The sequence below is a fragment of the Pseudomonas rosaeacicularis genome, assembly GCF_057128745.1.
Genome location: NZ_JBSKHT010000007.1, coordinates 180,242 through 187,750 on the forward strand (window position 1 = coordinate 180,242; position 7,509 = coordinate 187,750).

Sequence of the window (7,509 nt, forward strand, 5' to 3'; positions counted from 1 at the left end):
CATTTGCGCTCCTGTAAACCAGTTGCCCGATCCTCAGGGACGGGCAACTGCTGCCCCCGGGAAACTGCCATGCAACGTCCATTCGTCATCCTCGCCCACGTCGCTCACCCCGCCATCACCGAAGGTTTTCTGCCTGCTGCGCTCAGGCGCGGTCTGAAGATCCTGATCATTACCGATCATGCCCAGGAACATCGGCGCCTGCTTTCAACGTCGTCCATCTCACCGCAAGACCTGCAGGTGATCGAGTGCGATGTGTTCAATCCGCTGGCCGTGATCGAGACGCTCAATGGACAAGGCGTGCAACCGGCTGCGGTGTTTTCCAACAGCGACCACCTGCAGACCGCGACGGCGATCGTGGCTCAGGCGTTTGAATGTGCGGGCAAGGACTGGCAGTTGTGCCATGCGGCAAAAAACAAAGCGGCCATGCGTGAGCGCATGCAACGCCTGGGGTTGCCCGGCCCTTGGTTTCAGGTGCTGACAGCCAACGCCGAACTGCCGAGCGACGCGCCCTGGCCGATTGTGGCCAAACCCCGTGAGGGTGTTGCCAGTCTGGACGTGAAACTTTGCTACAACGCTGCCGAGCTGAGCGCCTACTGCGAGCAGTTCTGGCAGCAACAACCGGACCGGGCGCTGCTGCTTGAGGCGTACATGGAAGGCTCGTTGTTCACCCTTGAAACCCTGGGCGACGGACGCAGTTTTCAAGCCGTCGGCGGCTTTGACGTGACACTGTCGCCGCCGCCCTATTTCGTTGAACTCGCCGCGCGCTGGAACGGCCAGCTCAGCCGCTCACAACGCGCCGTCGCCCTGGCCCAAGTCGCCGCGTTCGGCATCAACTTCGGCGTCTGCCACAGCGAATTCATCCTGACGGCTGACGGCCCGGTGCTGGTGGAAATCAACTATCGCAGCATCGGCGACGGTCGTGAGTTCCTGCTGGATCGGTTGCTGCCACAAGGCTGGTTTGACCGAATCATTGCGCTGCACCTGGGCGAGCCTCTGGTGGACGCGCAACCGGCACACGCAAAAGCAGCCGTTCATTACCTGGTTGCCGATCGCTCGGGTCGTCTGGATCAGGCCGCCGCCAGCTTCAATCTGGAACGTGACGGCCACTGGTGGGATTACCGCGCGCTGCACAACGCGGGCGACACCCTCACCATCAGCCACTCCAACAAGGACTACGTCGGCGTGCTGCGCTTGATCGCACCGGATGACGCCAGCCTGGAAAACCAACTGAATGAGACACTCAACGACCTGAAGTGGGTCGTCGCATGAGCCTGCATCCAGAGCACGCCGATCAGGCGTTCATTACTCGGCGCATCATCGATTGCTGCCTGCGCGAAGACATCCGGGGGATCGTCAGCAAAGGACAGCTCGGCCCGCTGCCCGAACACCTGAAGCCGTTGTTACCCGGTCAGCCGCACGCCCATTGGCTGCGCATTGCCCATTTGGGCATCGATGAGCTGTGGTTGCCGGTGAGCAAAGCCTATCCGCTGCAGGACTGGACCGGCGCCGGCGACACTTGGCTCAAGATATCGCCCGACAACAAACCTGAGGTTCAGCGAGGTTATCGCCTTTGGCTGGAGCATCTGAGCCATGGCCTGGACGAAGAAAGTCTGGGCCTGTTCGCGGCGTACCTGAAAGAAGCCGACTGCGCGACCGAACACCGGACCCTGTGTAATCAAGCGTATCGCCAACACTGCGCGGCGCTGGCCGATGTACCCAACCTTGCGCACTGGTCGCAGCGGCTGCTCAAAATCGATCAGTTGGCGAGCTATCTCGATCACCCGTTCTACCCGACGGCCCGGGCCAAAAGCGGCTTCGATAGCGCAGCGCTGACAGGCTACGCGCCAGAGTTTGCGCCCCGCTTTGAGCTCAACTGGCTGGCGATTCCCAAGGACGCCCTGACCCTGACCAGCCCACAGCCTGCGCACTGGCCGGACTTTGCGGACGTAGGTTTGTTGCCGACGCTGCAAAACAGCCACTCATTACTGCCCGTGCACCCGCTGACCTGGAGCGCTCTTGCGCACTACGGGCTGCCCGACGGCACGCTAAAGGCGCCACGCACTGCCATGCTCGTGGAGCCGACACTGTCAGTGCGCACGGTGGTTTGCAGCGATCATCCTCAATGGCACATCAAACTGCCGTTGCTGGTCAGCACCTTGGGCGCGCGCAATCTGCGCCTGATAAAACCGAGCACGCTGTATGACGGGCATTGGTTCCAGACCACCCTTCAAACGCTGGCCGAGCGCGACCCGCAGCTGGGTAAACGCTATGTGCACGTTGATGAAAAACACGGCGGGCATGCTGCAGACAGTCGCCACCTGGCGTACATCGTGCGGCGCTACCCGACCGGTCTGGAGAACACCACGCTGGTGCCCGTCGCAGCGCTGGCCAGCCCGCTCGCCGATGGCCGGCTGCTCGTCGAGCAACTGGTGGAACACTTTTATGGGGGATCGCTGCAAACCTGGCTCGACGAGTATCTAGATGTGCTGCTGCAGACTCATCTTCGGCTGTGGCTGCGCTACGGCATTGCGCTGGAGGCCAACCAGCAGAACGCCGTATTGATGTTCGAGCAGGGTCAGCCCCTGCGCTTGCTGATGAAGGACAACGATGCCGCCCGCCTGTGGCCGCAACGCTTCGCTAAGGCCTGCCCCGATCTTGCCGATTTGCCGAGGGCGTTGCACGACGAGCGCATTCGCGTGGACAGCAGCCAGCCGCTGGCCGAGATGTTCTGCACCATCACCTTGCAGCTGAACATCGTGGCGATCCTGGAGGCGATCGCTGCTGCGGGTCTGGCGTCGCAAACCGATCTGTACAGAACGTTGCGCCAGCGATTCAACAGTTGCCTCCTGCAACTGGAAGCCTCAGGCATCGACTGCGACGATGCTCGCCGTTGGTTGCTGGACAGCCCGAAACTGCCCGTCAAATACCTGCTCAGCGCTGGCAGCCTGTTCAGCAAAGCGCATTCCGGTGCCAGTGATATCAACAAGTTCTACGGCTACAGCGCGGCGAACTTCCTGCTGGAGGACGCGCCATGCAGCGGCGTCTGATTACCAGCGTTTTGCTGGGGCATTACCTGTCGGCGTTTACTGCGCTGGGTATCCCTATTTACCTGCCGCGCATCCTGGCCGATCTGGCACCCGACACACCCGGCTGGGCCATCGGCGTGCTGTTCGTGCTGCCGACTTTGTGTACGGCGCTGGCCGCGCCGGTCTGGGGGCGCTGGGCTGATCGCAACGGTTGTCGTCTGTCGTTGCTGCGTGCTCACGCCGGTCTGTTCGCAGGTTTCCTGCTGGCAGGGTTCAGCCCCAATCTGACGGTGTTCGTTGTGGCGTTGATCATTCAGGGCACGTTCGGCGGCGCGATGGCGGCGTCCAACGCCTACCTTTCAACTCAGCTCAAGGACGGCGATCTGTCTCGCGCTCTCAACTGGACGCAGTATTCGGCGCGACTGGCAATGATCAGCGGCCCGATTTTGCTCGGTCTGCTGACCTCACATGGCTTGGGGTTGAGTTTGTACAGCTATCTGGCGTGGCTGCCACTGCTGGCGTTCGTGCTGATTCTGGCACTGCCGGATGACACACCGAAACACGCCCTGAACGGCAAGAAAGCCGCAGCCCTCGGCGAGCTTCCCCAAGACATGCCGCGGCTCTTGGCGGTGCAGTTTCTGTTCAGCTTTTCGATGGTCGTGACCTTCCCCTACTTCGTGCCCTTCGGCGAACACCTGGGTATCGCCAACGACACATTGATTGGCCTGCTCTACAGCCTGCCGCATCTGGTTTATCTGCTCGCACTGCCTTGGGTTCAGAAGCATCAGGGCAATCTGCTGCTGCCGGGGCTTGCGCTGCTGGCGATCAGCAACGGGCTGCAGTTCTGGAGTGCTCAGGCCGACTCGCTGTTCGTTCTGCGCCTGCTCAGCGGTGCGGGCATGTTGCTCGGTTTTGTCGGGCTGCATCGCTGCCTGAGCCAGCGCAGCCGCCGAGGCAGTTCCGGCCGGATGTTCGGCTGGTTCGATTCCAGCGGCAAATGGGCCGGTACCGCTGCCGGTGTCAGCGCCGCGCTGGTCAGCCAGACCTGCGGCATCGCGTCACCTTTCCTCGTTGCGTGCCTTGCGGCCATGGCGGCCCTGCTGCTGGCGCGCCCTCTTTTGATAACTGCCCGGGAGATTCCAGCATGACACTCACTCTGAATACCCTGTCCCTGCAAGACCGCGCACTGGATGGCGAAGCCCAGCGCCACGCCATCGAATGCCTGCTCAATTGTTATCTGCGCGAGTACGCACTGCCCCGCAACGAAGCCAGCCTGGACGATCAGACGCCAGATCTGCCGATGAGCCTGCGCCAGGCCCATGGCCGCTGCATCAGCATTCGGCTGCCGGCTGGTCGGCTGGTCGTACGCATCGATCGCGCCAGTCTGTTGGGTCGCTGCCACTACATCAGCGCGCCATATTTCAAAGGCAACAATCAGAGTTGGCGCCCACTGGACGCCGAGGATCTGGCGCGCCTGCTGTGCACGCCATTGAGCGGCGCCGAGCGGGTAGGTGAAATGCTGGAGCAAGTCGCCAACAGCCTGCACATCACCCGGACTTTTTTGCGCCATGCGCGTCCGGCCAACGAATCCACAGACAGCCTGCTGTCCTCCGAGCAACATCAATTGTGGGGGCATGCCCTGCATCCGACGCCCAAATCGCGGGAGGGCATTTCTCATGAGGATTTGCTGGCCTGCTCGCCGGAAGTCGGTGCGCGTTTTCAGTTGCACTGGTTCAAGGTCGATCCGGCGCTGATTCGTCATCAGGGCAACGACCCACGCGCGTCTTTGCGTCAGCTCTCGGGACGCGACGATGCTTATCCCTGCCACCCGTGGGAAGTCGCTCGCGTGCTCGCCGATCCACTGGTGCGCCGCGCGCAGGAACAAGGCTTGATCGAGTACCTCGGTCCGCTGGGCCAGCCGATGTACCCAACGTCTTCGGTGCGCACGCTGTACCACCCGCAACTGGCGTATTTCATGAAGTTCTCCATGCACGTGCGCCTGACCAATTGCGTGCGCAAGAACGCCTGGTATGAACTGGACAGCGCGGTGGCGCTGACCCGTCTGCTCGCGCCGATCATGACCGAGCTTGAGACCGAACAACCGGGCTTCAAATTAATGGCCGAACCCAGCGCCACCAGCCTGGACCTCAGCGCGCTGGGTACGCTGGACGAGGCGCGGGAGGTCACCGAGTGTTTCGGCATCGTGTACCGGGAAAACCTGCCCGTCGCTGACCGCGAGCGATACCAGCCCCAGGTGGCCATGGCGCTGTTCACTTGGGATCAGCAGGGCACAAGCGTTTGCAGCCAACACGTCCAGCGTTACGCAGACAACGCGGGCCTGAGTCTCGAGCAGGCCACGCTGAACTGGCTGGACGCCTACGCCAGTCAAATGCTCGGCGGCGTGCTGTATTGCCTATTCCGTCAGGGCGTGGTGCTGGAGCCGCATTTGCAGAACACGGTGATCGGCTTCGCTGAAGACGGGCTACCGACCCACGTGTGGATTCGCGACCTGGAAGGCACCAAGCTCGTCCCGGAAATCTGGCCCGCCAAGCGTTTGATCGCGCTGGATGAACGCACTCGCAGCTCGGTGTACTACAGCGCCGACAAGGCCTGGCAACGAGTGGGCTACTGCGCACTGGTGAATAATCTGGGCGAAGCCATCTTCCATCTGGCCAACGGCAGCGCCTCGCTGGAACGACAACTGTGGGCGAGCATTGCAGCGCTGTTGCAGGCGCAAGCCGTTCGTCTCGGCCAACCGCCAGAACTGCGTGAGCTGTGCGCTGGCGCGCCGTTCCCGAGCAAGGAAAACTTCATGACGCGACTGATGAAACGCGCCGACCGCGACGCCGGTTACACCTCCCTGCCCAGCCCGCTGGCAATCACGGCAAAGAGGATGCGCGCATGAACCTGCCTGCCTCTGTCACGCAACGCCTCGAACAACTGAAGGCACAACAGCAAACGCCGCTTTGCGCCTATCTCTACGACCTGTCCGCCCTTGAGCAGCACATCAAGACGATGCGGCAGGTGCTGCCTGCAAACTGCGAATTGTTCTACGCCGCCAAGGCCAACCCGGAAGCCCCAGTGCTGAAAACCCTGGCGCCGTGGGTCGACGGTTTCGAAGCCGCGTCCGGCGGTGAACTCAAGTGGCTGCACGATCAATGCCCGGACCAGCCACTGATCTTTGGAGGCCCCGGCAAGCTCGACCATGAGCTTGAGGTCGCCATGGAGTATCGGATTTCGGCTTTCCATGTAGAAAGCGTGAACGAGTTGCGAAGTCTGGCGCGCATTGCCGGTGAACGTGGGGTGCGAGCGCCGGTGATGCTGCGGCTCAACCTGAAGCTGGCGCAGGTGCCGCAGAGCCGGTTGGTCATGGGCGGCAAACCCACGCCGTTCGGCCTGGATGAAGACGGTCTGGCCAGCGCGCTGACAGTGCTGCGCGAAGAGCCGTCGCTGGAGCTCAAAGGGCTGCATTTTCATTTGCTGTCTCATCAGCTGGATGTCGATGCACACCTTGAGTTGATTCGCAGCTATTTCCTGACTTTCCGCCAGCTGTGCGCCGATCACGACCTGCAACTGCCGGTGCTGAATGTCGGCGGTGGGATGGGCATCAATTACCAGGACGTGGCGCAGTCTTTCGATTGGGCGAGGTTTTGTCAGGGTCTGGACCAACTGATCGACGAATACGGAATGGGCGCGACCCGCGTGCGTTTCGAGATCGGGCGGTTTATCAGCGCGGCCTGCGGCTACTACGTCATGCAGGTGCTGGACATCAAGAGCAGCCACGGTGAGTTCTTCGCGATTGGACGCGGTGGGACGCATCACTTCCGCACGCCCGCCGCCCAAGGCCACGATCATCCGTTCACGGTGGTGCGCGGCGACAGTGCGGCGCAGATCAGCGATCAACGGGTCACGCTGGTGGGGCAGTTATGCACGCCCAAGGATGTACTGGCCCGGCAACAACCGGTGGCGCAGTTGGCCATAGGTGATCTGTTGGTGTTCACCCTGGCGGGGGCCTACGCCTGGAACATCTCGCACCAGAACTTCTTGATGCACGAGCCGCCGCTGAAGGTGTTTATCGAGGGCTAAGCAAACGTTCTCCCATCCCGTATCGGTGTGTCAGGCACGCCACTGCCTCTGTAGGAGCCAACTTGTTGGCGAGCCGGACGACGCGGTGTGTCAGGCCAGCCGCTGCCTCTGTAGGAGCCAACTTGTTGGCGAGCCAGACGCTGCGGTGTGTCAGGCCAGCCGCTGCCTCTGTAGGAGCCAACTTGTTGGCGAGCCAGACGCTGCGTTGTGTCAGGCCAGCTGCTGCCTCTGTAGGAGCCAACTTGTTGGCGAGCCAGACGCTGCGGTGTGTAAGGCCTACCGCTGCCTCTGTAGGAGCCAACTTGTTGGCGAGCCAGACGCTGCGGTGTGTCAGGCCAGCCGCTGCCTCTGTAGGAGCCAACTTGTTGGCGAGCCAGACGCTGCGGTGTGTCAGGCC

At 62.0% G+C, this 7,509-nt stretch carries 5 protein-coding genes; all 5 read left to right on the top strand.

All coding sequences use genetic code 11. The features are described from left to right. The first annotated feature begins 69 nt into the window (after positions 1–69). From ACWKWM_RS11130 to ACWKWM_RS11150, 5 genes are read left to right on the top strand one after another with little or no spacing between them, the layout of a single operon-like run. Entirely contained in the window at positions 70–1,269 is a 1,200-nt protein-coding gene (locus ACWKWM_RS11130; protein WP_483846193.1) for an ATP-grasp domain-containing protein, read from the top strand. Continuing rightward, a complete protein-coding gene (locus ACWKWM_RS11135; RefSeq protein WP_483846194.1) occupies positions 1,266–3,047 on the top strand; it encodes an IucA/IucC family protein in 1,782 nt (593 codons plus the stop codon). Before ACWKWM_RS11130 ends, ACWKWM_RS11135 begins: the two co-directional genes overlap by 4 nt. After that, entirely contained in the window at positions 3,032–4,174 is a 1,143-nt protein-coding gene (locus ACWKWM_RS11140; RefSeq protein WP_483846195.1) for an MFS transporter, read from the top strand. Before ACWKWM_RS11135 ends, ACWKWM_RS11140 begins: the two co-directional genes overlap by 16 nt. Next, positions 4,171–5,931, top strand: a complete 1,761-nt coding sequence (locus ACWKWM_RS11145; RefSeq protein ID WP_483846196.1) for an IucA/IucC family protein — start codon at positions 4,171–4,173, stop codon at positions 5,929–5,931. Before ACWKWM_RS11140 ends, ACWKWM_RS11145 begins: the two co-directional genes overlap by 4 nt. Continuing rightward, positions 5,928–7,112 carry a type III PLP-dependent enzyme gene (locus ACWKWM_RS11150; RefSeq protein WP_483846197.1) on the top strand — a complete coding sequence of 395 codons (1,185 nt, stop codon included), beginning with the start codon at positions 5,928–5,930 and terminating at the stop codon, positions 7,110–7,112. Before ACWKWM_RS11145 ends, ACWKWM_RS11150 begins: the two co-directional genes overlap by 4 nt. Positions 7,113–7,509 lie beyond the last annotated feature (397 nt).